Origin of the sequence: Actinosynnema sp. NPDC002837, from assembly GCF_040295345.1 — a bacterium.
In the GTDB taxonomy this organism is placed as follows: Bacteria; Actinomycetota; Actinomycetes; order Mycobacteriales; family Pseudonocardiaceae; genus Actinosynnema.
On record NZ_JBEOVG010000034.1, the window covers coordinates 58,354 to 84,426 of the forward strand.

Consider the following 26,073-nt stretch of genomic DNA (forward strand, 5'->3'; position numbering starts at 1 on the left):
CCTCGCGAGACTGCACGCCTGCGTTCACGGTTGGGGGACTCATGCGGACGTTGCTCGTCACCGCGCTGGCCGCGAGCCTGCTGGTGGTCGCACCGGAGGCCGGTGCGGCGGCGATCGCCTGGCGGCCCTGCCCGGACCAGCCCGCGGCCGACTGCGGCACGGTGTCCGTTCCGCTGGACTGGGCCGACCCGCGCGGCCCGCGCACGGACCTGGCCGTGTCCCGGGTCCGCGCCACCGACCCGGCCCGCCGGATCGGCGTGGTGTTCGTGGACGCGGGCGGTCCCGGCGGGTCCGGCGCGGAGTTCGCCCGCGCCCCCTACCTGAGCGCCGAGGTGCGGGCCAGGTTCGACGTCGTGGGCTTCGACCAGCTCGGCACGAACGGCAGCTCGGCCATCCGCTGCTCGGCCGACCTGATGGCGGGCAACCCCGGCGACGACCCGGCGGACGAGGCCGCGTTCGCCGCGCTGGCCGCGCACAACCGCGCGGTGCGCGACGAGTGCCGCGCCCGCCACCCGGTGTTCGACCACGTGGACACGGCCCGTTCGGCGCGGGACCTCGACGCGGTGCGCAGGGCGTTGGGCGAGCGGCGGATCAGCTTCTACGGCATCTCCTACGGCACGCTGCTCGGCCAGCAGTACGCGGAGCTGTTCGGCCCGCGGGTGCGCTCGATGGTGCTGGACGGCGTGATCGACCACAGCGCCGACCTGCCCCGGTTGCTGCTGGACCGGGCGCGGGCCGTGGAGGAGGCGTTCGGCGTGTTCGTCGCGTGGTGCGCCGAGAACGCCACGTGCGCGTTGCACGGCCAGGACGTCCACGCGGCCTGGGAACGGGCGCTGGACCGGGCCGACGAGATCGGCTGGGGCCGGGCCGGGCTGATCCAGGGCGCGTTCTCCGACCTCCGGGACGGGGCGTGGGAGGGCCTGGCGTCGCTCATCGCGGACGTCGGCGGCCCGCGGATGTCGTTCGAGCCGAACTACGACTCCCTGCGCTACGCCGTGGTGTGCCAGGACTTCGCGCTGCGGTTCGCGGACTTCGCCGAGTACCGGGCGTTGCGGGAGGCCGAACTGCGCGCGGCGCCCACGCTGCGCGGCACGTTCCTCGGCCACCAGGAAGCGGCCACGTGCGTCGGGTTCACCGACCGCCCGACCAACCCGCCGCACCGCCTCGACGTCGACCGGGCGCCGCCGCTCCTCCTGCTGACCAGCCGCTACGACGTGGCCACGCCGTACCGGTGGGCACAGGCCGTGCACCGGCAGGCGAGAGGCTCGCACCTGGTCACGTTCGACGGCCCGGGCCACGGCGTCTACCACGCCAACGCGTGCACCCGGGCCGCCGCGGACTCCTACCTGCTCGCCACCGCGCCCACGCGCGACGTGACCTGCTGACCGGCTCCGCAGAACTCGGCGAACACCGCCTGCAGCGCCGCGTCCTGGGCCGGGATCGAGGTCAGGTTCGTGGTGACGACGACGGAGAGCTGCCGCCCGGCGTCGGGGGAGTGCATCGTCCACGTGTGGTAGCCGGGCACGGAGCCGTTGAAGCCCCAGATCTCCGGCGCGGCGCAGCCCGGCGGCAGCGGGATCCGCATCAGGCCGAGCCCGAACTCCAGCCCCGGGATCCCGCTCGGCACGGTCTCGCGCATCTCGGCCGCCTGCGCCGCCGGCACGAGCCCGCCGGCGAGCAGGGCGCGGAAGAGCCGGTTCAGGTCGTCGACCGTGGACACCAGGTTGCCCGAGCCCCAGAACCGGGACATCTCGTAGTCGGTGACGTCGGTCGGCGCGGCGCCGGGGCCGTGCAGCCACTCGTAGCCGCGCGCGGCCGGCCGGTCGACGTGGGGGTGGCGGTAGGGGAGGTAGCTGTCCCGCATGCCCGCCCGGTCCAGCACGCGCCGTTGCAACTCGGCGTGCAGCGACCGGCCGGTGACCTCCTCCACGAGCTTGCCCAGCACCGCGTAGTTGGTGTTGGAGTACTCCACGCCCTGGCCGGGCGGGAAGGACAACGGCTTGCCCGCGGTCCCCTTCCGGATCGTCTCGTCCGGTGACTGGTGCTGCCACCGGGTCGTGTCGATCTCCGGCAGACCGGCCCACCGCTCGGTGAACGGGATGCCGCTGGTGTGCTGGAGCAGGTGGCGCACGGTGATCGGTTCGGTGTAGGGCAGCAGGCCGGGCAGTCGGTCCTGGATCCGGTCGTCGAGCCCGACCCGACCTTCGCCGACCAGCTGCAGCACGGCGGTGGCGACCACGGTCTTGGTGACGCTGCCCGCCCTGAACTGCCCGCGCGGCCTGGGCGCGCCGCGGTCGGCGAGGTTGCCGACTCCACTGTGGCCGTACCACTGCCCGCCCTCGTCGAGGACGCCGGCGAGGGCGCCGGGCGAACCGACGGCGACCGCGCCGTCCAGCGCCGCTTGGAGCCCGGCCCGCGACGGCACGGCCGCGGCAGGGGTGACCACCGCAGCGGTGACCAGGACCGCGCCGGTGGCGAGGGTGGCCGCCCGGCGTAGAACACGATTCATGGGAGATCCCCCAGGATCCGTCAGTGTCGTGAACGAACCCTGAGCACCCTAGGGAATTCCGGTCCGGCAACCGGTTGTCGCGCTATATGTTCTCTATATCCGATCGGCAGAGCTAGGCGTCGCCTCGCATCGAACGGCGGATTTCTTCGAGCTTGTCGATACCGGCCTGCCGCCGCGCCTCGAACCGGTCCTCGACCGCCTTGGCCTCCGGGGTGGCCTCGGCGAGTTCCTCCGCGCCGATGCCGGTGGCGACGCGGTTCTCGATCCGGTCCCGCACGTGCTCGAAGGTGGGCACGCCGTCCTCGGTGTAGTCGGCGGGCGGCACCACTACCGGGGCCGCCTCGTGCTCCACGATCTCGGCGTCGATCACCGGTTCCTGGTCTCCGCTCATCGTCCCCACTCCGTTCACCGTGCCGACCACCGAGGCTACCTCGCGAGGACGGCCCGGGCCTCTTCCCGGCACAGCTCGCTCCACCGGGCGAGGTTCGCGGCCGCGTGCCGGCGCACGTGCCGGGGCAGGGACTCATCCGACACCACCACCCGCACGGCCACCGCCGCCTTCTCCCGGACGTCCGGCGACAACCCGACCGCCGCTTCCGCGCACCGCACCCGTGCCACCGGCGCGACCCCGTCGTCGCGTGCCATGGCGACCAGCTCCAGTGCCGCTTCGACGGGTTCCAGCAGTCCGATCGCCATCAAGGCTCTCCGGCGCAGCAGCGGGTTCGGCGTTCCGGACAGTCCGCGCAGGGCCGTCATCGCCGCCCGTCTCGCCGCGGGTGCTTCCTCGATCAGCGTGTGCGCCGACTTGATCCGCACGGTCGTCGGCACGGTCTCGTCGGCCATGAGCGACCGCAGCACCTCGGTGGCGCGTTCTCGTCCTGTGGTCCCGAGTTGTGCCAATCGGAAGCCGGCCAGCCGCCGCAGCGCCGGCTGTGCTGCCGGATCGGTCGCGATCGCGTGCCAGACCCGGGCGGCGGCCGCGCGGTCGTCCACGTCGAAGGGGATCAGCTCGACGGCCGCTTGCAGCCGGATCGCGTGGGGCAGCCCGGTGTCGTCCCGCATGGCGCGCACGGGATCGAGGCCGTCGTGCAGCCGCAACGCGTACCGGAACTCCAGCCGGTCCCGGTCCGACGTGCGCGGGTCGCGGATCACCGAGCGCAGGAACTCCGCCACGGGTTCCGGCAGCCGCGTGGTGATCTCGACGACGAGGCGAGCCGCCCGCACGCGTTCCCGGGTCGAGAGCGCGACGTCGGCCACCGTGCTCAGCGCCTCGTCCAGCACCCGACGCCAGGATGCGGGCGTCAACCGGGCCAACGCCTCCCGCGCGCGCGGCGACGCCATGGCCTCCAACGCCTGGACGGCCTCCGGCACCAACCCGGTCGACAACCCGGCCAACGCCACCGCCGCCGCGACCCGCTCCCGGGGCGACGTCTCGGGCGCGGTGAGCGCGTCGCGCACCTCGGCCTCAGCCTCGGCGGCCAGCGGCAGGTCGTCCCAGAAGTCGGCGACGGGCACGCGTTCGGCCACGGGCAGCGAACGGTCGGCGAGCAGCACGCGTTCCAGCGCGGTCCGCTCCTTCCTGGGCAGTCGGGTCAACAGGCGCTGCGCCCCGTCTCCGACCCTGGACCGCCGGATGAGCGACTCGACGAGGTGGGTGACCTCTTCACCTGCTGACGGCTTGATCAGTACCAGCCACTTCGCGGCCGAGGCGCGTTCGTCCACAGTCGCGGCCGGGTCGTCGCCGCACCTGCGCAGGAAAGCGAGAACGGGTGGGGTGAACCGGCGATCGAGCGTGGTGAGCCAGCATGCGACGGACTGCCGTCGAGAGGACGTCTCCTCGTCCGAAGAGATCACGTCCAGGTGGAACGCCACCACCCTCTCCGTCGTTTCGGCCGCGCATTCGACCAGTGTCAGGTACGCGTCACGGCGCCAGCCGACACCTAGGAACCCGTCGTCCGCCCGGCGCCTGATCACGTCCAAGGCCAGGGTCCGATCGGTCGGCACCAGGTCGTGCACCACGGCCGCGGCGACTTTGCGCACGTGCCCGTCGGCATCGCGGTCCCCTGTCGTCGCCTGGAGTCGGGGCAGGATCTCGAACCCGGCGCGGACGAGCTTCGGGGCGGTCTCTCGCGTCAGCAGCATCTCGGCGACGATGCGCGCCTGATCGTCAGGGGCGACCCGGCCCAGCATGACGGCGGCGTCGTCACGAACCTTTCCCTCGACGGGACCGCCGAAGACGACGGACCGAAGGGAGGTCACGACGTCGTCCTCAGGGCCGAAGCCAAGCCGGTCGAGGGCCTGCACCACGCGCAGGACGCCGGCCGCCGAGCGGGTTTCCCGGGACAGCACCTCCCTCAGCGCGCCGGCCAGCGCGGTCCGGTGGCGAACACCGAGCTCCACGCACAGCGTGGCCGCGTAGGGGAAGTCGAACTCCGCGACGGTGGTCGAGCGCACCAGGTCGCACAGGCCCTCGGCAACGGCGGAGTGGAACGGTCGGCCGAGCCGGGTCAAGCCCGTGACAGCGGAGAACCGGGCCCGATAGCTGTACCGCGCGGAGGTCAGCACGGACAGCAGCGCTCGCGCGATCCGGTGGTGGTCCTCGTCCGATGTCGCATACGTCTGGGCGCCGTCGAAGAGGCCGGTCGCTTGGTCGTCCACGGACCGGGCGGCGTCGAGCAAGGCGTCCAGCGCCTCGTCGCGGCACGTCGTGTCGAGGTCGAGCAGGGCGCGCCACGCCCGCAGCGCCACCCCTCTGTCGGACCGCGTCCGGGTGAGTGCGAGCAGGGCGACCTTGGCCTCGTCGTGGAACTGCGGTCCCGCTCGCACGAGCCGTTCGGCGGTGGCGCACCGGTCTTGCGGCGCCAGGCTCGGATCGGCGAGTCGTTCCCGCAGCCGCGCCACCGCCTTCGCCCGGTGTGGTTCGCCGAGGTCCGCGAGGTGCGACAGCGCGATGGCGCGGTCCAGACCGGTGCAGTCGGGGTCGTCGGCCACCCGCCACAGCTCGCCCGCGGCCTCCGGGCGGTGCTCCGGGTCGAGATCGGCCAGTTCCTTGGCGGCCCACAGGGCGTGGTTCGGCGTCGCGCGGCCGTCCGCGATCACCCGCCGCAGGTGCGTGACCGCGGTCCCGGCGGCCTCCGGCCCGAACTCGCCCAGCCCGGCGGCGCACTGCGTCCGGAAAGCGGGTTCGAGACCGGGTTCGTCCAGCATCGCCGCCAGGTGGCCGGCCGCGGCGCTGCGGTGCTGTGGTCCGAGTTCGCCGAGCGTCCGAGCCATCCGCGCCCGGTCGCCCGGTGAACGGCGTCGATCGGTGATCAGCGCGGTCAGCGCTGCCGCGGCCTCGGCGGCCGGGTCCGGGCCGAGTGAGGCCAGACCCAGTGCGGCGTCACGGCGTCCGGTCACGCTGTCGGCCGGGTCGCGCAGCACGGACCGGAACACCTCGGCGCCGTGCTCGTAGAACTCCGCGTCGATCTCGATCAAACCCGTCGCGGCTTCCACCAGGTCGTCCGCCGGGGTCTCGTCGCCGGTCGTCAACCCGGTCAGCGCCGCGACCGCGAACGCCCGGTCGTCCGGCCCGAACGCGGCCAGCACGACCGCCGCCGTGCGACATGCGTAACCGGACGCCAACGGGTTGGCCAGCACCGCCCGCAGGCCGCGCGCGGACGCCTCGCGCTCGCCCGAGCCGCACTCGGCCAACGCCTCACCGGCCGCCAGGCGCTCGGACACCGCCGCCGACGGGTCGTCCACCAACGCGGTCAGGTAGCCGATCGCTTCGGCCTCGTGCCCGCCGCGCAGCCGGGTCGCCAGCGCGGACGCCGCCTCGGTCCGGGAGTCGGCGGGCGCGGTGGCGGTGCGCATGAGCGCGACCAGCCAGTCCGCCAGGCCGGGGTGGTGGGTGGCACGGCCGGCCTGGGCGAGGATGTCGGAGCCGGGGTGCTGGGTGGTCATCGCCCAGCCCCACACCGTGCCCAGGAACGCGTCCACCACCGCCCGGCTCGCCGGCACCCGCTTGGCGAGCAGGCGGGCCGCCAGCAGGTGGTTCTCGGCGTCGGCGTCGTGCAGCCACCGGACCAGCGGGTCGGCCTCGGTCGGCCGCAGGCGGGTGTAGTGCAGGAGCACCGAACGGGCGAACCGGCCGCGTTCCTTCGGCCTGGCCGCGTGGACGGTCCGCACGAACCCGTCGTGCTCGGGCGTGAACCGCTCGGGGAACTCGCGGGCCAACGAGGTCGCGGCCAGGTGCTCGGCGAAGCTGTGGTGCAGGAACCGCAGGTCGTCGCCCCGGATCACCAACGGGCCCACCGAGACCAGGAACGTCGTGAGCACCTCGGGCCAGTCGAGGGGCAGCGAGGTCGGCGGCACGTGGTCGACCACCCACGACCGGGCCGCGGACACCAGCGAGGTGTCGGTCTCCGAACGCGTGCGCCCGAGGTGTTCCAGCAGGTCCTCGCGGAAGGGCTCGAACGGGCCGGTCGACGTGCGCGCCGACCGCAGGAACGCCAGGTACGCCTCGTACAGCTCGTACTGGTTGTCGGGCAGCGGTCGGTCGCCCTGCCGGGCGAACACGATCGCGGCGATGGTCGCCAGCAGCGGCACGCGGACCAGCTCGTCCAGGTGCGCCTCGCGGATCTGGCGCAGGAACCGGTCCGCGGTCTCGTCGCCCTCCTCGGCGAACCAGTTGTGCGCGAACGACCGCAGCGCCTCGCCGTCGAACGGCAGCAGCTCGTAGCGCGCCGCCCCGATCCGGTGCAGCGGAGCCAACGCCGCACCCTCCACCGGCCGCGTGGTCACCACGATCCGGTACGGCCCACCGGACGCCCACGCCGCCAGCACCGACGCCAGCCGGTCCCGGTCCGCCGCCACCGCGACCTCGTCCAACGCGTCCACCAGCAGCAGCCACCGCCGGCCCGCCACCCGGTCGCCCAGCACGTCCGCCGTGATCGGACCGCGTAACAGCGCCCCGTACTCGGCCTGCGCGCTGTCCGCCAACGCCCGCGAGAACGGCAGGTCCAGCCGTGCCGCCAACTCCCGGGCGGTCAGCCGCAGCGGCACCACCGGCTCGCTCATCGGCACACCACCGGGCTCGCCGCACCACCCGGCCGCCAGGTCCGCCGCCAACCGCAGCGACAACGTCGACTTGCCCTGACCCGCGCCACCCGTGATCAGCAGGTGCTCGTCACCGTCCAGCGCCTCCGCCACGCCCCGCGCCGGAGGCCGCACGGCCACCCGGGGCGTCGGCGGACGGGGCACCTCGACGAGCCGACCGTGGCCGTCCAGGATCGGGGTGGGCCGGGACGCCTCGGCGTGCGCCTCCTCCGCGCCGGTGCTCAAGTCCTGCCGCACGTACACCGTCGCCAACGACGGCCGCCGCGCACCGGGAAGCCGGTACGGCAGCTCGTGCGCAGCCCTCACCTGGGCCCGCATCAGGGACAGCACGCCGACGGGCAGCTCGTCCGGCGCCGCGGCCGGCGGCGCGCCCAGATGGATGTGGACGTCGCCCGCGATCACCCCGGCCTGCACGCTCGGCCCGAGGACGTTCCCGCCTACCTGGTTGGAGGTCACCGGCCGGTCGTCCTGTCGCACCCCGCAGCTCCCCGTCCGACGTGCCGAAGCGAGTGTCCGACCACGTTACCGGACCCGTTCGGCACGGCTCGCGCCTCGATCGACCGGCCTGTTCGACTCCGTGCGTTCTTGTCCGATCGTGTCAGTGACAACGGTTTGGTCCAGACCATAATCTGATCGGACGCCGCCGCTGTCCGTCCCTGTCACGCAGAGGAGTTCCGCTCGTGAGGACAGCACGCACGATCACCGCCATGGCCGCCGCGGCCGTCACGTCCGCCGCGCTGATCACCACCCCCGCCACCGCCGGACCGGTCACCGACTGGGACCGCATGCTCGCCCAGCAGCCGCTGGTGCGCACCGCCGACACGATCCAGGCGGAGGTGCGGCGCGGCGGGCACGCCGGCTTCGCCGGGCTGGTCCTGGAAGACGACCACGTCGCGCTGTGGTGGAAGGGCGACGTGCCCGCCGCCGTGCGCGACGCCGCGTCCCGGGGCGAGGCGCCGGTGACCTTCCAGGCCGCCCGCCACTCCGAGGCCGAACTGCGCGAGGCCGCCAAGGTCGTGCGGGCGCAGCGCGGACCCGGCGTGCACGCGATCAAGCTACCCGCCGACGGCAGCGGCCTCGTCCTGGGCGCGACGTCGGAGTTCGCGACCCGCGCCGTGGACGTCGACGTGCCGGTGCGGACCGTGGTCGAGGAGCCGCTGGCGCCGGTGTCCCGGCAGAACGACGCCCCGCCGTGGAAGGGCGGTGCGACCATCGTGCTCGGCAACGCCGCGTGCACGTCCGGGTTCTCCGTCCGCAACGGCGACAACGCGCGGTTCCTGCTCACCGCGGGCCACTGCGGCAACCCCGGCGTGCGCGTCACCGACCCCACCGGCGAGTACATCGGCACGGCGGGGGCGAAGCACGGCGACCACGACATCATGCTGGTCCCCACCGGCAACGTGGTGAACCAGCAGTACGTCGGCGGTGGCGACAGCAACTCCACCGAGGTCGTCCGCGGCTGGGGCGACGTCTACACCGGCGAGTACCTGTGCCAGTCCGGCGTCACCAGCGCGCGCGTGACCGGCGCGCCCGTGTGCAACATCAAGGTGCTGTTCTTCTACGCCGACCGCGAGGACCTGGTGGAGGGCGAGCAGATGAACGGCCAGCCGTCCGCGCGGGCCGGCGACAGCGGCGGACCCGTGTACGGCCCCTCGTCGTCGGGCGGCGTCATCGCCAAGGGCACCGTGACGAGGGCGGCGGGCGCGCGGATCGGCTTCCAGGACTTCCGCACCGCGAGCCGCGACTTCGGCGTCTACATCCCGCTCTGACAGATCGCCTCGCGGTCGACCCCGACCTCCGCCGGGGTCGACTGTGGACGGCGAGCCGGTGCGTAACCTGGGGCCCGTGAGGGAATCGGTGCCGCGGACGATCGTCACGCCCCTGCCGGCGGTTCCCGTCACCGTCCGCCGGTTCCTGGCCGACACCGGCCGGTGGCTGGTGTCGGCGAGCCCGTTCCTGGTCGACCTCGACGGGCCGACGTCGGTGATCGGGGCCGTGGCCACCGCGCTGGTGGTCCCGCTCGCCAGGCGGCTGCCGCTCGTGGCGCTGGTGGTCGCGACGGTGGCGGCGGCGGTCGAGTGGCGGTACCTGGCCGCCGTGGCGGTGACGGGTTACCTGGCCGGGCGCGGGCTGCCCGCCGGGCGGGCGGCCGTGGCGGTGTTCCCCGTCGTGACCGTGCTCGGCTCGGCGGTGGTGCTGTCCCTGTCGGCCGACGTGTACACCTGGTTGGTCAGGGTCGGCGGGCTGGTCGTGTTCGGCGTGTTCCCCTGGCTGGTCGGCCGCTACCGGCGGCAGCAGGTGCGGCTGGTCGAGTCGGGCTGGGAGCGGGCGGCCCGGTTGGCGGAGCGGCAGCGATTCGTGGCCGAGCAGGCGCGGTTGCGCGAACGGGCACGCATCGCGCACGACATGCACGACTCGTTGGGCCACCAGCTCGGCCTGGCCGCGCTCACGGCGGGTTCGCTGGAGGTCGCCGCCGACCTGGACGAGCGGCACCGGGCTAGGGCCACCGCGGTGCGCGAGAGCATCGCGGTGGCCGCCGAGCAGCTGTGCGACATCATCGACCTGCTGCGCGACGAGGACGACCCGGCGTCGACGACCCCCGGCGGCGAGCGCATCGGCGACCTGGTGGCGCGTGCCGCGGCGGCGGGCGTCGCCGTCGACCTGGCCGTGGACGGTGACGTCGAGGACCTGGAGCCCCTGCGGTACCGGGCCGCGTACCGGACCGTGCAGGAGGCGATCACGAACGCGACCAAGCACGCGCCGGGCGCCGAGGTGTCCGTGCGGCTTCACGGGTCGGACGACGAGACCCGCGTCGTGGTGACCAACGGCCCGCCCGCCGGGCCCGTGCCGCCCGCGCCCGCACGTGGTGGCCGCGGTCTGCCCGGCCTGCGGGAACGGGTCAGGCTCGCCGGCGGCACGTTGCGCGCCGGTCCGCACGGGGGCGGCTACCGAGTGGTGGTGCGGCTTCCCGGGGCACAGCGCGCGCTCGACGCCTCGCCGGACGAGGACTCCACCGTGACCGCCGAGTTCGACCGCGCGCGGGACGGCGTCCGCAGGCGACTGGTGGCGGCGGTGCTCACGCCCGTGGCGCTCGGTGCGGGTCTGGTGGTCGTCCTGATGGGCGTCTACGCCTACGACACGTTCAACTCGGTGCTGCGGCCGGACTCGTTCCAGCGACTGGTGTTGGGCGCCGCGCGGTCGACCACCGCGGACGTGATCCCGGATCGGCAGGTGCCCGAACGCGGCTTCGGTCCCGAACCGCCACGACCACCGGGCTCGACCTGCGAGTACTACCGGTCGGACGCGGGGTTCGTCCCGGAGGCGTTCGACGTGTACCGCCTGTGCTTCCGCGACGACCTGTTGGTGGGCAAGGACGTGCTCGTGCGCACGGGGGAGAGGGAGGGCGAGTGAGCGCTGGAGGGCGGTCCGAGGTGATCAGGATCGTGCTGGTCGACGACGAGGCGCTGATCCGGGCCGGTGTCCGCGCCATCCTGGACGGCGACCCGGGCGTGGAGGTGGTCGGCGAGGCGGGCGACGGCCGGGAAGCGGTCGAGGTGGTCCGCGCGCGGCGGCCGGACGTCGTGCTGATGGACATCCGGATGCCCGGGTCGGACGGGATCTCGGCCACCCGCGAGATCGCGGCGGTCGCGCCCGACACCGGTGTGCTGGTGCTGACCACGTTCTCCGACGACCACTACATCGCCCAGGCGCTCGAAGCGGGCGCGAGCGGCTTCCTGCTCAAGACCGGCCACCCGGGTGAGCTGCGGGCCGCGGTGCGCGCGGTGCGAGCGGGCGGGGCCTACCTGTCCCCGAGCGTGACCAAGCGCGTGATCAGCGCCTTCAGCACCACCCGCCCGGGTTCACGCGCCACCAGGGCCGCCGAAGCCAGGAACCGCATCGCAGGGCTGACCGAACGCGAGCGGGCCGTGCTGGGCCTCATCGGCGCGGGCCTGTCCAACGCCGAGATCGCCGCGCGGCTGCACGTGGTGGAGGGCACGGTCAAGGCCTACGCGAGCACCCTGTTCAGGCACCTCGGCGTCCGCAACCGCGTCGAGGTCGCGATCATCGCCCACCACGCCGACCTGGTGGACGAGTCGCCTTAGGAGGACTCCGACCGGCCGGGCGAGGCAGCCGCGACCGGCCGGGACGACGGCGGTGGTGAGGTACCCTCACGTGCGGGAGGCGGTTGTGGACAGGGGTTTCGACGCGCTGATCGCCGAGGCCGAGGCGGTCGACGTCACCGGCTGGGACTTCTCCTGGCTGCACGGCCGGGCCACCGAGGAGCGCCCGCCCTGGGGTTACCAGAAGCTGATGGGCGAACGGGTCGGCCGCGCGTCGATGAGCCTGGACGTCCAGACCGGCGGCGGCGAGGTGCTGGCCGGGGTGCCGCAGCGCGCGGCCAAGGCCATGGTCGCGACCGAGTCCTGGCCGCCCAACATCGCGCGGGCGCAGGAGAACCTGCGGGACAAGGGAGTCGTCGTGGTCGCCGACGAGGACCGGCCGCCGCTGCCGTTCGCCGACGGCACGTTCGACCTGGTCACCAGCCGACACCCGGTGACGGTCCACTGGGGCGAGATCGCCCGCGTCCTGACGCCCGGCGGCACGTACTTCTCCCAGCAGGTCGGCCCGGACAGCGGCCACGAGGTCTACGACTTCTTCCTGGGCCCGCAGCCGTTGGGGCACGGCGACCGCGAGCCGGAACTGGCGAGGGCCGCGGCGGAGGAGGCCGGCCTGGAGGTGGTCGACCTGCGGACCGCCGAACTGGTGATGGAGTTCTTCGACGTCGGCGCGATGGTCTACTTCCTGCGCAAGGTCATCTGGTTCGTCCCCGACTTCACCGTCGAGAAGTACCGCGACCGCCTGGAGGCGCTGCACGAGCGGATCCGGACCGACGGCCCGTTCGTCGCGCGCTCACGCCGGTTCCTGATCGAGGCGCGCAAGCCGGTGCGCTAGCCGGTGCTCCGTCCATTGTGGACAGACCGCTGCCGCCCGCCGGCGGGACAGCGACCGGGTGCGATGGCGACCCGTGGTCGCCCGATGGCTCTATGTTGGAACGCGTGGCTGTGGAAGATCTCTCCGCACGGGCCGGAGACGGGCAGGACGGCGAACCCCGGACGGCCACCGGCCGCCGCCGGGGGCAGTGGCGCGACGCGGGCGACCTGCTGGTGGACCGGCGTTTCCGGCGCTTCTTCCTGGGCTACGCCACCTCGCTGATCGGCTCCTCGATGGCGCCGGTGGCCATGACGTTCGCCGTGCTGGACAGCGGGGCGTCGGCGACCGACCTCGGCTTGGTGTTCGCGTCGGGCGTCGTGTCGACGATCGTGTTCCTGGTCGCGGGCGGCGTGCTGGCGGACCGGGTGCCGCGCCGGGCGGTCATGGTGGGTGCCGACCTCGTGTCCGCCACCGCGCAGTTCGTGTTCGCGGCGCTGGTCTTCACCGGCACGGCCCAGCTGTGGTCGATGGCCCTGCTGGCCGCCGTGCGCGGCGGGGCGGCCGCGTTCTACCAGCCCGCGCTCGCCGCCATGCCCGCCGATCTCGTGACCGGGGACCAGCTCCAGCGCGCCAACTCGTTCCTGGGCCTGGCCAAGTCGGTCCCGGACGTGGCCGGTCCGGCCGTCGCGGGCCTGCTGGTGGCGGTGGGCGGCTCGGGGGTCGTGCTGGTGATCGACGGGGCGAGCTACCTGGTGAGCGCGTTGTTCCTGGCCGGCGTGCGGGTGGCGCCGCGCACCGGCGTCGCGCGCCGGCGGCTGCTCACCGACCTGCGCGAGGGCTGGACGGAGTTCCGCTCCCGCCGCTGGCTGTGGGTCGGCGTGCTGCAGTTGGCGCTGTGGAACCTGTTCGTGGTGTCCCCGTTCCTGGTGCTGGGGCCCGTGATCGCGCGCGGCGACCTCGGCGGCGCGTCGGCCTGGGGTGCGATCGCCGCGGCGCAAGGTGCGGGAGCCGTCCTGGCGAGCGTGCTCCTGCTGCGCCTGCACGTCCGCCGCACCCTCCTGGTCATCGCGTTCGTCCAGCTGGCCTGGGTCGGTCTGCTGGTCCCGCTCGCCCTGCGCGCCCCGCTGCCGCTGGTCGTGGCCGCCGCGTTCGCCGTCGGCTTCAGCGCGAGCGCGTTCAACGCGTTGTGGCGCACCACGGAACAGCGGCTGGTGCCGCAAGGGGTGCTGTCGCGGGTCAGCGCTTACGAGCTGCTCGGTGCGTACGCGCTCGGACCCGTCGGCCTCGCCCTGGTGGGCCCGGTGTCCGAGGTCGTGGGCACGGGCGCCCTGCTGCTCGCCGCCGCGGGCTGGCAGGTCTTCAGCAGCGCGGCGATCCTCCTGCTGCCGGAGGTGCGGTCGATCCGCCTGGAGAGGGAGTCCTGACCCGGACCGGCCCTGTGCCGCGGTGGTCGCACCCGCTCTGAACGCGCGGTGCCCAGGCCAGTCCGCGACCTGATCAGTCGGTCCGAAGACCTGGACTTTCGGGGCGACCGGGCCCACGCCGGCAGGCGGCGGCGCCGGGTGACAAGTGGCCCGGCCGTTAGACTCCCGCCATGGCCACCACCCGTGACCCGGCCTCCGGCGCCGTGGGCAACGCCGGCGTCACCATCGCGCGGATCGCCGAGTTGGCGGGTGTGTCGGCGGCGACGGTGTCCAAGGTGGTCAACGGGCACGTCGAGGTCGCCGCGGACACCCGCGCCCTGGTGGAGGGCCTGCTCCGCGAGCAGGGCTACCGGCGGCAGAAGAAGGTCAGCAAGGCGCCGCTGGTCGAGGTGCTGTTCCACGAGCTGGCCGGCACGTACCCCGTCGAGGTGGTCAAGGGCGTCGACCGCGTCGCCGCCGAACACGGGCTGACGATCTCCCTGAGCCAGCTCCAGGGCAGGCACGTCCCCGACCGGAGCTGGGTCGACAGCGTGCTGGCCCGGCGGCCGACCGGCGTCGTCGCCGTCTTCTCCGGCCCCGCGCCCGCGCAGCACGAGCAGCTGCGCAGCCGCGACATCCCGGTGGTGCTGGTCGACCCGACCGGCGAACCCGCGCACGGCGTGCCGTCGGTGGGCGCGGACAACTGGAGCGGCGGCCTGGCGGCGACCCGGCACCTGCTGGAGCTGGGGCACCGGCGCATCGCGGTGATCACCGGCGCCACCCGGATGCTGTCGGGTCGGGCGAGGCTCGACGGCTACCGCGCGGCCATGGACTCCGCCGGCGTGCCGGTGGACCCGGAGCTGGTCCGCGAGGGCCACTTCCAGATCGAGGACGGCCTCGAGCACACCCGGCAGCTGCTGCGCCTGCCCGATCCGCCGACCGCGGTGGTCACCGGCAACGACGGCGAGGCGCACGGGGTCTACCAGGCCGTCTACGAGGCGGGCCTGCGCATCCCCGACGACCTGAGCGTGGTGGGCTTCGACGACCTGCCGCCCGCCCAGTGGATGATCCCCGCGCTGACCACCATTCGGCAGCCCCTGGGCGACATGGCCGCCACCGCCACCGGCATGCTGATCGACCTGGCGCAGGGCAGGCCGCTGCCGCAGCACCGGCTGGTCCTCGCCACCGAGCTCGTCGTCCGCGCCAGCACCGCCGCCCCTCGCCGGTGATCCCGCCGTCCTCCATGTGCACGTTCACAACGCTGTTCCGCCTCACCGCGCTCTGAGCATCGGTGAACGCTCACATTCTCACCCTGTCGCCGCGTTGACGCGGGCACGACAGCGGCGCTACATTGCCCGAAACTTCAGGTGAGTGAACCGAAACATTCACTCCAGCGAGGAGCGCCGAGCACCACGCCGGGACAACGCAGTCCAGGAGCAGCACATGTCGTCTTCGACGGAAGCGCACATCCACCGCGGGCCGCGCCACCAGTCGCGGTTCCCCTGACGCGCGCCTCGACGGCACAGCGGTGTCGGAACAGGCCCTTCGGGACCTCGGCTGCGGGAGAACCCGGTGAACCGACGACAGGTCACGCTGGCCGACGTGGCCAAGGCGGCCGGCGTCTCGGTCACGACGGTCTCGCTCGTGCTGTCCGGTCGAGGTCGTGACCTGCGCATCTCGGCGGAGGCCGAGCTGCGCGTGCGGCAGGCCGCGAACGCCGTGGGCTACCGCCGCAAGAGGTCGTCCGTCGGACCCCGCACCGACTGGACCCACACGATCGGGTTCATCTCCGACGCGGTGGCCACGTCCGAGCTGGCCGGGGACATGATCCGGGGCGCCTTCGACGCGGCACGCGAGCACGGCGCGCTGCTGATCGTCGGCGAGACCGACGGCGACCGGACGGCGGAGCAGGGCCTGATCGGGGCGATGCTCGACCGCAAGGTCGACGGGATCGTGTACGCGTCGACGCAGACCAGGCAGGTCTGCGTGCCCGACCGGATCGAGGCCGGTCGCGCCGTGCTGCTCAACGTCCTCCCCGACCGGCCGTCCCCGTTGTCCGTCGTCGTGCCCGACGAGGTCGAAGCGGGCCGGACCGCCGCACGCGCGCTGCTCGACGCCGGGCACCGCGACGGCATCCACCTCGTCGGCACGGGCGTCGACCCGGACGGCGTGCCACCCGGCTCGGTCACCGCGGCCGAGCGCCTCACCGGCATCCGCGAGGTGCTCGACGCGGCGGGCGTGGAGATCGCCGGCGCGTGGCCGTGCCGGTCGTGGCTGCCGGAGCACGGCTTCGCCGCCACCGGGGACCTGCTGGCAAGCGCACGTCCCGGCGCCCTGATCTGCTTCGACGACCGGCTCGCGTTCGGGGCCTACCAAGCCCTGGCCGACGCCGGTCTCGCCGTGCCGGCCGACGTCTCCGTCGTCTCCTTCGACGACCACCCCCTCGCCGGCTGGCTGCGCCCCACGCTGACCACCGTCGCCCTGCCGCGCTACGAGCTGGGCGCGAAGGCCGTCGAGGTCCTCCTCACCGAACGCCGCTCACAGCTGCCCGGTGTCCACCGCGTCCCCATGCCCAGGCGCGACCGCTCGTCCATCGCGTCACCCCGCCCGGCGGACGGGTGATCGGATCGGGGTGACCGGCCGGGTTCCCGGGATCGGCCTGAGTCCACGACTTCCACCCGCCACTGGTTCGGCTCGCGTTGAGAGACGCGTTCCGCCGAGTCGGCCGTGAGGTCGCGCACGGCCGCCGTGTGTCCACATCGGACACACATTGGCACGCCGACCGCCGGGCCGATCGGCAGTGCGGAGCACGACGCGCTCACCGAGTCGGCACCGCGCGCGGAAGTGGGCGAATCCGAGGCACCCCCGCGGTTTCCGGCAGGGTGGCTACGGCGTCGCGGTGACGCCGGGCGCGGGCTGGACCGGGACGTACGGCCGGGTGTCGAAGTCGATGACCACCGGCTGCGGTTCGGACGCCACGTCGGCCTGGACCCGGTGCATGGTGCCGTCCTGGTCGACCCAGTAGCGGACGTTGCCCGCGGTGTCGGGCTTGGCGCGGGCGCTCGGTCCGGACATGACGTCCACTTGGTGCTCGCCCACTCGGTCCTGACCAACCCAGGCCGCGCCGTTCTGCGGCAGCAGCGCGGCGTTGTCCGGCCGGTCGCTGCCGAGGTTGAGCGCGATGAGCAGCGAGCTGTCCAACGAGCTGCCGGACGTCTGCAGCGGACGGCGGTGCCAGCCCGACCCGGGCGGCGAGGCCGGCGCCTCCGCCGGGGCGTTCGCCATCGGGTGGACGAACACCGCGGTGGGGTTCCACTGGATGAGCCCGTCGCTGGACGTGTCGCGCCCGGCGCCGCGCACCACGCCGTAACCGAGCTTCGCCCGGTAGTCGATGGAGCCGGTGATGACCAGCCCGCCGGCGGTGGTCGGCACGGTGATCGTCACCGCGCGGCCTCCCGCCTCGAAGTTGCGGAACCGCGCGATCGCCAGCCGGTTCACCTCGTCCGAGGTCAACGCACGCGGACCGGTCGGCTCGGAACCCGGATCGACGATCAGGAACGCGGTCACCCCGGCCGCCACCACCGCCACGACGCCGATGACGACGACCGACCAACGCGGCCGCGACCACCGCGGAAGGCGTTGCTGGGCTCGCATGCTCCGCACGCGGCGGAACACTAACAGTGCGTTGCTCCACCACGACGATTCACCCGAACGTATGGCGTAGGGGGAGACGGGATTCTGGTTGGCTGTGCACGGTGCATGACGACTTACACAGAGGGACGAGGACGCGCCGGCGAACCCGGACGCGTGGGGGCGGACTGGCGCGGGTGGGACTCGCGGGCCTGCTGCTGGCGAGCAGCGGCATCACGGGGGCGACCACCGGGACGGCTGCCGCGTCGCCGGCGGACGGCACGCTGACCGTCCAGGTGTTGAGGGACTTCTTCGGCACCGGTGTGATCAACACGACGATGGACGTGCCGCAGCAAGGCATGGCCGTCGTCGTCTCCGACCGCGAGGGCCACCGCGTCGACGGTGTCACGGACGCGACCGGCAAGGTCGTGGTGCCGCCGTCCGACGTGCTGAGCGGCGGCCACTACCGCGTCGACGTCACCGTTCCCGAGCCCTACCGGGAGTACCTGAGGGCGGCCCCGGCCTCGACGGCGACCAACCACTTCGACAGCTTCACCACGTTCGTGGACGTGTCGGGCGGCAAGGACGACTCGGTGATCACCGGCGTCTGGAACCCCGCCCACTTCACCCTGCCGGACACCCGGTACTTCGTGCCGATCCAGGCCAGTGCCAACGGCCAGGACACCAGGGCCCTGGTGGCGTTCGGGCGGGACGCCCGCGGCACGTGCCCCGAGGACGTCGGCTGCCCGACCACGCTGGCCACCCAAGCCCAGGTGGGCACGACGTACGGACTCGCCTACGACAAGGACCGGCGTCGGCTGTTCCAGGGCGCGTTCGCCCGGCGGCACGCCGCGTACGGGCCGGAGGGCGGCGACGCGATCTACACCGTGCCGGTCGACGGCGGCGGCGCGCCGACCCTGTTCGCGAAGGTGCCCGGCGCCGCGCTGACGCCCCACGACACCGGGAACATGATCAAGGACGGTGGGTTCACCGACGTGCCCGGCAAGGAGGGCATCGGCGGCCTGGCCCTGTCGGAGGACGGCTCCACGCTGTACGCGGTGAACCTGCTGACCCGCAGCCTGGTCGGCTTCGACGCCACCGGGGCCACCGCCTCGGCGCCCGCGGCCACGGTGCCGATCCCGGACCCGGGCTGCGCGGCTCCTGGCGACTGGCGCCCGTTCAGCGTCGCCGCGCACGACGCCACCCTGTACGTCGGTGGCGTGTGCAGCGCGGAGAGCACGCAGAACCGCGCGGACCTGAAGGCCGTCGTCTACACCTACGACGGCACGGGGTTCACCGCGGTGCTGACCCAGCCGCTCGGCTTCAAGCGCGGCGAGGTCCTCAGCGGCCGGTCGGCTCCCGGCCAGACCGACCGCTGGAACCCGTGGCGCAGCGACCTGGCGACGTGGGACGAGCACGACGTGGGCGGTGGCGGCACGATGATCGACCCGCAGCCGCAGTTGGCGAGCCTGGCGTTCGCGCGTGACGGGTCGATGATCCTCGGCTTCCGCGACCGGTTCATGGACGTGGTGGGCTGGGACGCGCTGGACCCGCGTCCGGGCCGGACCACCACGGAACGCGGCTTCGCCGGTGGCGACATCAACATGGCCTGCGTCAACCCCGCCGGCGGGTACTCCTGGGAGGGCACCGGGACCTGCCCGAACCACGCGACCGGCGACAACACCGCCGGCCAGGCGGGCGACGTGGTCGAGTACTTCCCGGGCGACTACTTCCGACGCCCCGCGGCGCACCAGGAGTCCGCGCTGGGCTCGGTCGCCTACATCCCGCAGCAGCAATGGGTCATCAGCACGCAGATGGACCCGACGGTCAACGTCGCCACGGCCGGGACCGGCTACTACGACGTCACGACCGGTGAAGGGCCCGGCAACAGCCCTACGGACAACGCCTACGAGTTCGTCGGTCGAAACCCGAGTCACGGGTTCGGCAAGGCCGGAGGGCTCGGCGCCATCGCCTACCAGGCGGCGAACGCGCCGATCCAGATCGGCAACCTGGTGTGGTTCGACGGCGACCGCAACGGCGTCCAGGACCCGGCGGACGTGCGGCTGCCGGACGCGACGATCAACCTGCTCGACGCCGACGGCAGGCAGGTCGCCACGACGAGGACCGACGCGGCCGGCGAGTACTACTTCGGCGGTGTCGGCGCGGCCTACGAGCTCACGCCGGGCGCGGAGTACACGGTGCAGTTCAACGTGTGCACCGCGGACACCGACACGGTCCCCGGACAGCCGCCCGCCACCGACCTGCGGTTCACCACCGGGCTGACCGGTGACGACCGGGTGCACGACTCCAACGTGGTGCCGCCGACCACCGGGCAGCTGTGCAACGGCTACGCGCCCGTCACGGCGCCGGCCAACCCCGGAGAAGTCGACCACACCATCGACGCGGGCGTGCACATCCCCCAGCCCGATCCGACCACGACGCCGCCGACGACCACCGTGCCGGCGACGACCCCGGCCCCGACCACGACCACCCCGCCCGGGGGTTCGCTGGCCGACACCGGTGTCTCCGCCGGCCTGCCGTGGGTGGTCCTCATCGGTGTCCTGGTCCTCGGCACGGGCGCGGCGCTCGCGTTCCTGAGCCGCAAACGCCGGACCAGGCAGGAGTGACCGGGTCCGCCCGCCCGCGGATCCTCGCGGGCGGGCGGACCACTCGCCGCCGGGTGCACGGGCTCAGCCGAAGACGCGCAGCTCGTAGATGCGGGTGGCGATCTCGCCGGTGTTCGTGGGAACGCCGACGTCGAGCCGGACGTGGCGACCCGACACCCCGCTGACGCGGTGGACCGTGGTAGCCGCGCCGTTGTTCGTCACGTCGACCACCTTCCGCCACGTCGTGCCGTCGTCGGACACCGAGAGGCCGAACGCCTTGGTGTTGAGACCGGCGCCCTCACCGCCCGCCTGGGCGTGCGCGACCTCGAACCGGGAGATCGACCGGGTGGCGCCGAGGTCCACGCCCAGCCACGCGCCGGACACCGACGAGCAGAACTTGTCGCTGTTCCCGCCCGTCACGGTGCCGTTGACCGCCTTCTCCGGCCCTTCGCCCGGCGCGCACGGGGTCGAGCCGGTGGCCGGGCGACCTCGCGCGAGGTTGACCTCCCCGCCCACGGCCGGGCCGACCACGACGTTGTCGAAGTCGGCCGCCGCGTTGAACACCCGCACGCCGTTGCCGCCGGAGGCGAACGTCGCGTCCGTGACGCTGATCTTCGGCGTGGCCAGGTCGTCGACGTACACCTTGATCGACGTGCCGACCGCGGTGACCCGCAGGCGGTGGGTGGAGCCGACGCTCACCGCCAGCGGCGCGGCGCCCAGCGGGGTCCACGAGTTGTCGGCCCGGCCCAGCACGACCCGCCCGGCGGGGGAGATGCCCGCGTAGTAGCCGGCGTAGCCGTCGACGCCGACCGCCGGCCTGCTCGCCCGGAACACCAGCCCGGCGTCACCACCGCCGGACGTGATCGTCACGTCGGTGTCCTGGGTGAAGTCGCCGAAGTTCGTGTCCAGCAACGCCTTGCCGCCGGCGGAGCCGGCCGCCCGCAACCGTCCACCCGGGACGGTCCACGAGCCGCCGTAGGTCTTCCAGCCGTAGGAGTTGTCGTCGGCGAAGTTGTCCTGGACCTTCATCGTCACGCGCCGGATCGTGCCGTCGGCGTTGAAGTGCATGCGGTCGTAGGCGAGCTGGCGGTGGTTGCCGTCGGTCTCGCTCAGCGGTCGGCGGTGGTAGACGATGTACCAGATGTCGGTGCCGGGCACGTTCACCACCGAGTTGTGGCCCGAGCCGCGCGCGACCGCGGGATCCTGGGCGAGCACCTTGTCCAGCCTGGTGAACGGGCCGGTGGGCGAGTCGGCGATCGCGTAGGACACCGAGTAGTCCGGACCGGTCCACCCGCCTTCGGACCACATCAGGTAGTACTTCCCGGCTCGCTTGAACATCTGCGGACCTTCGACGTAACCCGCCGGCGTGATCTCCTTGTAGGTGCTGCCGTCGGCGAACGTGCCGAGGCTGACCATGTCGGGGTTGAGCTTCACGACGTTGGCGTGACCCCAACCCCCGTAGTACAGGTAGGCCTGACCGTCGTCGTCGATGAAGACGTCCTGGTCGATGGGCTGCGCTCCGTGGTGGAACTTCCCGATCAGCGGCCGGCCGATCGCGTCGCGGTAGGGACCCGCCGGGTGGTCGGCGACGGCCACCCCGATGCCGCCCAGCGCCGAGTCGCCCTGGATGTCGTTGGCGGCGAAGTACAGGTAGTACCGGCCGTTGCGGGTGATCGGCGCCGGCGCCCACAGCGCGTACTCGGCCCAGGAGACGTCGGCGGTGGTCAGCACGTTGCGGTGCTTCGTCCAGCGCACGAGGTCGGTGGAGGAGAACGCGTCGAGGTAGGTCTGCTCGGCGTAGGGCTTCGACGTCGTGGGGTACACCCAGTAGGTGTCGCCGTGGACGATCGTGTCCGGGTCGGCGTACCAGCCGTCGGCGAACGGGTTGCCGGCCACGGCGGTCGGGTGGTCCGGCGCGGGGGCCGCGGCGGCCGCGGGTGCGACCGTGGTGAGGGCGCCTGTGAGCAGCGCGGTCAGGGCGGTGGTGGCGAGCTTGATCGGAAGTGCGGTCATCGTGGCAACTCCGGGTCGCAGGGATGGGGTGAGGCGCCTGGGGCCGCCGTGATCGCGCCCGAGGAGGCAGTCGCGGACCGCCGGTGCGGGGATGCGGTCAGTGTGCGGGGATGCGGCTGGTACGCGGGGATGCGGCCGACCTGCCGCCGGTGCGCGGGGAGGCCGACCTGCCACCTGGGCACGGGAGCCGGTGGCTAGTCGGCCGCACCCATCACGAGGCCCTCGATGGTGTGCTTCTGCACCAGCGGTTCGAGCCGGTCGACGACCCGGCACCCGAGGTGCGCGCGGACCTCTTCGGGCAACCGCTCGTGGAAGGCGCGGCTGACCACCAGGTCGTTGCGGTCGTTCCCGACGCCCGCCGCGGCCAGGCCGAGGACCAGCACGGGCCGTGCCGTGGCCGACCGGTTGGGCGTGCCGCGGTGGATCGTCAACGCGGAACGGGCGGAGATGTCGCCCCGCCGGGGCATCTTCCGCTGGGCCAGACCCTCGTAGCGCGGGTAGTGCGACTTCGGCGGGAACATCCCGTGCTCGAAGTCGGCGCCGTCGTCCCACTGCGTGCCGGGCGCGATCTCGAACGGCCCCATCTCGGGGGTCGTGTCGACCGTCGTGACGTTGACCGCCAGCGAGGTGAGGCGACGGTCCCGCACGGTCTCGTCGGGGGCGGGGAAGTCCCGGTGCCACGGCTGGGCGACCGCGCCGGGCAGCGGCACGTCGAAACCGGTCTCCACGACCTGGTAGTCCGGTCCCAGCACGGCCCGCGCGAGGCCGACCACCCACGGGTGGGTCACCAGGTCGAGGAACCCCCTGATCCGCTCGGGGTGGATCTCGACGTAGTAGCGGTTCGGCCCGCGCCCGATCGCGCCGTCCGGGCGTTCGAGCGCTTCCCGGAACAACACCTCGACGTCCTCGCGGAGGCGATCGGCCCAGTCGGGTGCGAACGCGCCGCGCAACGCGACGATGCCGTCCGAGTGCAGCTCCCCGACCAGGTCGTCGGGCTCACGGGCGCCGGTCATGACCACCTCTTCCGGGCAGGGCGGAGCGGGTGCGGCGACCGGGGCGCGTTCACCCCGACCGTTCGCGCGACAGCGGACCACTGCCGAACGTAGCAGCCCCGGCGGCATTTTCCAACGTTGTAAATTCGGCGGGCCCCGGTCGTGTGGTTGGATCCGCCCGTGGCGTTGTGGATCGAGGTCGCCGACGGTGTGCTGGTGCGGCGGTACGAGGAGCTCGACCTGTCGGTCGGGCTCGTGGTGGGTGACGAGCGGTGCCTGGTGATCGACACCGGGGGTGACGCGGGTCAGGGCGCGGAACTGGCTCGGGCGGTCCGCGAGGTGACCCCGTTGCCGTGGCACGTGGTGCTGACGCACTCCCACTTCGACCACAGCTTCGGCACCGAGGTCTTCGGCCCGTGCGAGGTGTGGGCGCACCGGCGGTGCCACGCCGACCTGGTCGCCACCGGGGCGCGGCAGCGCGAGAAGTGGGCGCGGCACTACCGGGAACGGGGCGAGGTCGAGGTCGCGGATCGCATCGCCGCCGTGCGACTGGTGCTGCCGGACCGGCTGGTCGACGCACGCGCCGAAGTCGACCTCGGCGGGCGCCGGGTCGAGTTGGTCCACTTCGGACCGGCGCACTCCGACCACGACCTGGTGGCGCACGTCCCCGACGCCGGAGTGGTGTACGCGGGGGACCTCGTGGAGCACGGCGCACCGCCGCAGTTCGGCGACGCACACCCCCAGGGCTGGCCGACCGCGCTGGACGGCATCCTGTCGCTCGACGCGCCGATCGTCGTGCCCGGTCACGGCGACCCGGTGGACCGCGACTTCGTCCGGGCCCAGCGCGCGGAGCTGTCCCGGGTCGCCGAGCTGTGCCGGGCGGTGGCGGCCGGGACGATCACCGCCGCGCGGGCCGTGGAGCTCTCGCCCTACCCGGAGCAGTTCACCCTTGCCGCGCTCCAGCGTTGACCACGACCCGCCGCACGCCGTGCACCGAGTGCGGCAGAGCGCGTGGACGCCGACGTGACCATCGTGGGTGGCGGGCTTCTGATCGCGCCGGTCCGGTCGGCCGCGTCACCTGCGACGCGGCCGACCGGACCGCACCCCTCGTGCGGCGATCAGAAGTTCTTCGTGGTCACCACCCAGGGAGCCTTGGCGGCGAGCCCGGACGGGCTGAGGATGTAGGCGCGGGCGGTCTCGTTGTCGTTGAGCACCATGTCCAGGAACTGCACCACCGTCGTCATGCCGTCGGTCAGCTGGCTGCCGGTGATGAACCCGGTGTGCCCGGCCTGCGGGTGGCGGGCCAGCACGGCGGGGACGGTGGCCAGGTCGTAGGTGGCCTGGTTGTTGGCGTAGGCGATGTCGGAGGAGCCGCCGTCCATGAACAGGGCGGGCGTGTGCAGCTTGCCGACCTCGGAGCGCGGGTAGCCGAAGGAGCCGTCGGCGAAGAACCCGCTGTTCAACGACACGACACCGGACACGCGGCGGTCCTGGGCGGCGACCATGGCTTCCAGGCCGCCGCACGAGTGGCCGGCCGTGGCGACCCCGGTCAGGTCGAGCCGTCCGCGCAGTGGCGCTCCGGAGCGGCCCTGCTCCCGCTCGGCCCACGTGATGGCGTCCGTCAGCAGGGAGGGGATGGGCGACCCGCTGGGCACGCCGTTGGGCGAGCCGTCGACCGAGCCGGTGTCCACCACGACGAACCCCTTCGACGCGACGAACGTCAGGATCCGCGTGACCTCGCTGTTGTCCGTGTGCGCGCACGCGCCGTTCCCGAAGGCCAGCACGGGGAGCGGGCGGCCGACCGCCTCGGGGTTCGACGGGCGGAACACCGTGAAGCGGCGGTCGCCGTAGGCGCCTTCCCTGGTGACGGAGAAGTTGTTCTCGATCATGGGTCGGCTCGGCTGAGGCGTCGTCGTAGTCGTAGTCGTAGTCGTGGTGGTTGTCGTGGTCGAGCCGGTGCACACGGTGCCGTTGAGGGTGAACGCCGCCGGCGACGTCGGACGGGAGCCGGACGTGGCGTTGAAGCCGAACGACACCGTCGCGCCGGTGGCGATGCCGCCGTTCCACGCCGCGTTGGCGGCGGTGACCTGCGCGCCGGACTGGGTGTGCGTGCCGTTCCACGACTGCGTGATCCGCTCGTCACCGGGGAACGCCCACGACAGCCGCCACCCGTTCACCGGGTCGCCGAGGTTCGTCACGGCCACGGTGGCGGTGAAGCCACCCGGCCACTGCGAGCCGACCGAGTAGTCGACCCGGCAACCGGTGGCGGCCGACGCGGACTGCGCTCCGATCAAGCCGCCGGTCGTCGCGACGAGCGCCACGGCGGCCACCAGCGCGGCTGACCGCGGCGCACGGGAATCGTTCCTGAGCAAGGCATTGCTCCTTCCACTGCGGGGCGGCGGCTTGGTGTCGTGAGGGTGGGTGCGGGAGGGCCCGTGGTGATCAGGCCCTCCCGCGGCGGGTCAGCCGACCCGGCAGGTGAGGCTGGGCCAGCTCCAGTTGCCGCCGTGCTGGATGGTGAAGCCGAACGTGTTGCCGTTGCCGTTGGGGCGCGCGGTCATGACGTTGGCCGTTTCCCAGGTGGGACTGGTGTTCCAGGTGGCGATGATCCGCTGGGGCGAGCTCACGGTGACCGTGACGACCCAGTTGTCGGTGCCCGAGACGGTGACCTGGCCGTTGAAGCGGTCGCTCCACTTCTGGCCCTCGGAGTAGGTCGCGGTGCAGCCGCCGGGGTTCTGCGGGGTGGTCGTGGTCGGACCGGTCGGGTTGGTCGTCGTGGTCGTGGTGGGGCCGGTCGGGCTTGCTGCGTTGAGGGCGTTGAGGACCGAGGTGTAGGCGGCTTTCTTGTTGCCGGAGCCGTCGAAGAGCAGGGGGGTGCCGGAGGCGCG

At 73.2% G+C, this 26,073-nt stretch carries 17 protein-coding genes and 1 pseudogene; 10 read left to right on the forward strand and 8 right to left on the reverse strand.

Annotation, left to right across the window (positions count from 1 at the left end; genetic code table 11):
- Window positions 1-41: 41 nt before the first annotated feature.
- Window positions 42-1,385 carry an alpha/beta hydrolase gene (locus ABTZ99_RS23060; protein ID WP_499613792.1) on the forward strand — a complete coding sequence of 448 codons (1,344 nt, stop codon included), beginning with the start codon at window positions 42-44 and terminating at the stop codon, window positions 1,383-1,385.
- Here ABTZ99_RS23060 and ABTZ99_RS23065 read toward each other — a convergent pair.
- The 3 genes from ABTZ99_RS23065 to ABTZ99_RS23075 all read right to left on the reverse strand — a co-directional run bounded on the left by ABTZ99_RS23065 (window position 1,343) and on the right by ABTZ99_RS23075 (window position 8,086).
- Window positions 1,343-2,509 (reverse strand): serine hydrolase domain-containing protein, encoded by a 1,167-nt coding sequence (locus tag ABTZ99_RS23065; protein WP_499613793.1) that lies wholly within the window; start codon window positions 2,507-2,509, stop codon window positions 1,343-1,345. The genes ABTZ99_RS23060 and ABTZ99_RS23065 overlap by 43 nt on opposite strands.
- 112 nt (window positions 2,510-2,621) lie before the next feature.
- The gene (locus ABTZ99_RS23070) at window positions 2,622-2,900 is read right to left on the reverse strand and encodes a hypothetical protein (protein ID WP_498781869.1); all 279 of its coding nucleotides are present in this window, start codon (window positions 2,898-2,900) and stop codon (window positions 2,622-2,624) included.
- Between the two features lie 35 nt (window positions 2,901-2,935).
- Complete coding sequence (locus ABTZ99_RS23075; RefSeq protein WP_499613796.1) at window positions 2,936-8,086, reverse strand: hypothetical protein; 5,151 nt, start codon at window positions 8,084-8,086, stop codon at window positions 2,936-2,938.
- Between the two features lie 203 nt (window positions 8,087-8,289).
- Here ABTZ99_RS23075 and ABTZ99_RS23080 point away from each other — a divergent pair, with 203 nt between their 5' ends.
- The 7 genes from ABTZ99_RS23080 to ABTZ99_RS23110 all read left to right on the forward strand — a co-directional run bounded on the left by ABTZ99_RS23080 (window position 8,290) and on the right by ABTZ99_RS23110 (window position 16,566).
- Complete coding sequence (locus ABTZ99_RS23080; protein ID WP_499613798.1) at window positions 8,290-9,378, forward strand: chymotrypsin family serine protease; 1,089 nt, start codon at window positions 8,290-8,292, stop codon at window positions 9,376-9,378.
- A gap of 76 nt (window positions 9,379-9,454) precedes the next feature.
- Window positions 9,455-11,020, forward strand: coding sequence for a sensor histidine kinase (locus ABTZ99_RS23085; protein WP_499613800.1), 1,566 nt, complete (start codon window positions 9,455-9,457; stop codon window positions 11,018-11,020).
- Between the two features lie 20 nt (window positions 11,021-11,040).
- Complete coding sequence (locus ABTZ99_RS23090) at window positions 11,041-11,712, forward strand: response regulator (RefSeq protein ID WP_499613821.1); 672 nt, start codon at window positions 11,041-11,043, stop codon at window positions 11,710-11,712.
- An 85-nt stretch (window positions 11,713-11,797) separates the two neighbouring features.
- Complete coding sequence (locus tag ABTZ99_RS23095; protein ID WP_499613803.1) at window positions 11,798-12,562, forward strand: class I SAM-dependent methyltransferase; 765 nt, start codon at window positions 11,798-11,800, stop codon at window positions 12,560-12,562.
- Window positions 12,563-12,666: 104 nt separating this feature from the next.
- The gene (locus tag ABTZ99_RS23100) at window positions 12,667-13,965 is read left to right on the forward strand and encodes an MFS transporter (protein WP_498781879.1); all 1,299 of its coding nucleotides are present in this window, start codon (window positions 12,667-12,669) and stop codon (window positions 13,963-13,965) included.
- A gap of 170 nt (window positions 13,966-14,135) precedes the next feature.
- Window positions 14,136-15,173 carry a LacI family DNA-binding transcriptional regulator gene (locus tag ABTZ99_RS23105; protein ID WP_498781881.1) on the forward strand — a complete coding sequence of 346 codons (1,038 nt, stop codon included), beginning with the start codon at window positions 14,136-14,138 and terminating at the stop codon, window positions 15,171-15,173.
- 343 nt (window positions 15,174-15,516) lie between these two features.
- Window positions 15,517-16,566, forward strand: coding sequence for a LacI family DNA-binding transcriptional regulator (locus ABTZ99_RS23110; protein ID WP_498781883.1), 1,050 nt, complete (start codon window positions 15,517-15,519; stop codon window positions 16,564-16,566).
- A 264-nt stretch (window positions 16,567-16,830) separates the two neighbouring features.
- Here the strand turns inward: ABTZ99_RS23110 and ABTZ99_RS23115 are convergent, their stop codons facing one another.
- The gene (locus ABTZ99_RS23115) at window positions 16,831-17,598 is read right to left on the reverse strand and encodes a hypothetical protein (protein ID WP_498781895.1); all 768 of its coding nucleotides are present in this window, start codon (window positions 17,596-17,598) and stop codon (window positions 16,831-16,833) included.
- Between the two features lie 173 nt (window positions 17,599-17,771).
- On the opposite strand from ABTZ99_RS23115, the gene ABTZ99_RS23120 reads away from it, so the two are divergent.
- A complete protein-coding gene (locus ABTZ99_RS23120) occupies window positions 17,772-20,201 on the forward strand; it encodes an SdrD B-like domain-containing protein (protein ID WP_499613807.1) in 2,430 nt (809 codons plus the stop codon).
- Window positions 20,202-20,264: 63 nt separating this feature from the next.
- Here the strand turns inward: ABTZ99_RS23120 and ABTZ99_RS23125 are convergent, their stop codons facing one another.
- Both ABTZ99_RS23125 and ABTZ99_RS23130 read right to left on the reverse strand, forming a co-directional pair.
- Complete coding sequence (locus ABTZ99_RS23125) at window positions 20,265-22,193, reverse strand: family 43 glycosylhydrolase (protein WP_498781885.1); 1,929 nt, start codon at window positions 22,191-22,193, stop codon at window positions 20,265-20,267.
- 194 nt (window positions 22,194-22,387) lie between these two features.
- A complete protein-coding gene (locus ABTZ99_RS23130) occupies window positions 22,388-23,206 on the reverse strand; it encodes a phytanoyl-CoA dioxygenase family protein (protein WP_499613810.1) in 819 nt (272 codons plus the stop codon).
- A 159-nt stretch (window positions 23,207-23,365) separates the two neighbouring features.
- Between ABTZ99_RS23130 and ABTZ99_RS23135 the strand changes: the two genes are divergently transcribed.
- Window positions 23,366-24,154, forward strand: a complete 789-nt coding sequence (locus ABTZ99_RS23135) for an MBL fold metallo-hydrolase (RefSeq protein WP_499613813.1) — start codon at window positions 23,366-23,368, stop codon at window positions 24,152-24,154.
- A 149-nt stretch (window positions 24,155-24,303) separates the two neighbouring features.
- Here ABTZ99_RS23135 and ABTZ99_RS23140 read toward each other — a convergent pair whose 3' ends face one another.
- Complete coding sequence (locus tag ABTZ99_RS23140) at window positions 24,304-25,557, reverse strand: cellulose binding domain-containing protein (RefSeq protein ID WP_499613815.1); 1,254 nt, start codon at window positions 25,555-25,557, stop codon at window positions 24,304-24,306.
- A 90-nt stretch (window positions 25,558-25,647) separates the two neighbouring features.
- Window positions 25,648-26,073: pseudogene (locus ABTZ99_RS23145) on the reverse strand (endo-1,4-beta-xylanase); the annotation flags it as partial.

Bases quoted from the DNA above. Each gene is read 5' to 3' on its own strand.
- ABTZ99_RS23065 (WP_499613793.1), bottom strand. From the start codon at position 2,509: ATGAATCGTGTTCTACGCCGGGCGGCCACCCTCGCCACCGGCGCGGTC.
- ABTZ99_RS23115 (WP_498781895.1), bottom strand. From the start codon at position 17,598: ATGCGAGCCCAGCAACGCCTTCCGCGGTGGTCGCGGCCGCGTTGGTCG.
- ABTZ99_RS23070 (WP_498781869.1), bottom strand. From the start codon at position 2,900: ATGAGCGGAGACCAGGAACCGGTGATCGACGCCGAGATCGTGGAGCAC.
- ABTZ99_RS23125 (WP_498781885.1), bottom strand. From the start codon at position 22,193: ATGACCGCACTTCCGATCAAGCTCGCCACCACCGCCCTGACCGCGCTG.
- ABTZ99_RS23130 (WP_499613810.1), bottom strand. From the start codon at position 23,206: ATGACCGGCGCCCGTGAGCCCGACGACCTGGTCGGGGAGCTGCACTCG.
- ABTZ99_RS23105 (WP_498781881.1), top strand. From the start codon at position 14,136: ATGGCCACCACCCGTGACCCGGCCTCCGGCGCCGTGGGCAACGCCGGC.
- ABTZ99_RS23060 (WP_499613792.1), top strand. From the start codon at position 42: ATGCGGACGTTGCTCGTCACCGCGCTGGCCGCGAGCCTGCTGGTGGTC.